We start from the raw sequence: 1,304 nt of genomic DNA, 5'->3' as shown, positions 1-1,304 counted from the left end.
ATTGAATACCACTCAACAACCGGCGCTTGCCGTGTTACGCGATCGCCAGATCCGTGAAGACCTGTTTACCCAGGCATGGACGCGGGCCGAACACGATGACGATAACGATACCCGGGCTATTATTCAGCGTCTGGTCGACATCCGCATGCAACAGGCAAAATTACTCGGTTTTGCCAATTATGCGGCCTGGAAAATCGCCGACCAGATGGCTAAAACGCCTGAGGCGGCACTTTCGTTTATGCGGGCGATCGTTCCGGCCGCGCGCCAGCGTGCGTTGGATGAACAGGCTGAAATCCAGAAAGTCATCGATCAAGAGCAGGGGCAGTTTAGCGTCAGGGCCTGGGACTGGGCATTTTATGCTGAGCAGGTCCGCCGCGAGAAATACGCCCTTGATGAGGCACAGCTTAAACCTTACTTTGCTCTGGATACGGTGTTGAACGAGGGCGTTTTCTGGACGGCCAATCAGCTCTTTGGTATCAAATTCGTTGAGCGATTCGACATTCCGGTTTATCACCCGGATGTTCGGGTATGGGAAATTTTCGACCACGATGGCGTAGGACTGGCGTTGTTTTATGGTGATTTCTTCGCCCGTGAATCAAAAAGCGGCGGGGCATGGATGGGCAATTTTGTTGAGCAATCGGAGCTTAACGAAACCCGACCCGTTATTTACAATGTCTGTAATTATCAAAAACCCGTAACGGGTAAGCCGGCGTTACTGCTGTGGGATGATGTCATTACATTATTTCATGAGTTTGGCCACACGTTACACGGTCTGTTTGCCACTCAGCGTTATGCCACGCTTTCAGGCACTAACACTCCGCGTGATTTTGTCGAGTTTCCTTCGCAGATTAACGAACACTGGGCGAGCCATCCGCAGGTTTTTGCCCGATTTGCCCGTCATGTCGAAACCGGGGAGCCAATGCCGCAGGCTTTGCGGGATAAAATGCAGCGGGCCAGCTTGTTTAATAAAGGCTACGATATGACCGAACTGCTCAGTGCCGCATTGTTGGACATGCGTTGGCACAGTCTGGAGACGAAGGCGTCATCTTATTCAGTTGATCAATTCGAGCAGCAGGCGCTGGCGGCAGAAGATCTGGATCTTCAGGCCGTGCCGCCACGTTATCGTAGCAGTTATTTTGCCCATATCTTCGGCGGCGGCTATGCTGCGGGTTATTACGCTTATTTATGGACGCAAATGTTGGCTGATGACGGCTATCAGTGGTTTGTAGATCAGGGTGGATTAACCCGCGAAAACGGGCAGAAATTCCGCGAAGCGATTTTGTCCCGCGGGAACAGTACTGATT

1 protein-coding gene is annotated in these 1,304 nt (G+C 51.9%); it reads left to right on the top strand.

What is annotated here, in order from left to right; all coding sequences use genetic code 11:
• Positions 1–1,304 (top strand): M3 family metallopeptidase (locus tag KQJ18_RS24015; protein ID WP_253297562.1); only part of this gene is annotated, 1,304 nt, incomplete at both ends.

This window comes from Citrobacter sp. S55_ASV_140 (assembly GCF_018919505.1).
Taxonomy (GTDB): Bacteria; Pseudomonadota; Gammaproteobacteria; order Enterobacterales; family Enterobacteriaceae; genus Citrobacter; species Citrobacter werkmanii.
This window is presented reverse-complemented; position numbering and strand designations above follow the sequence as displayed.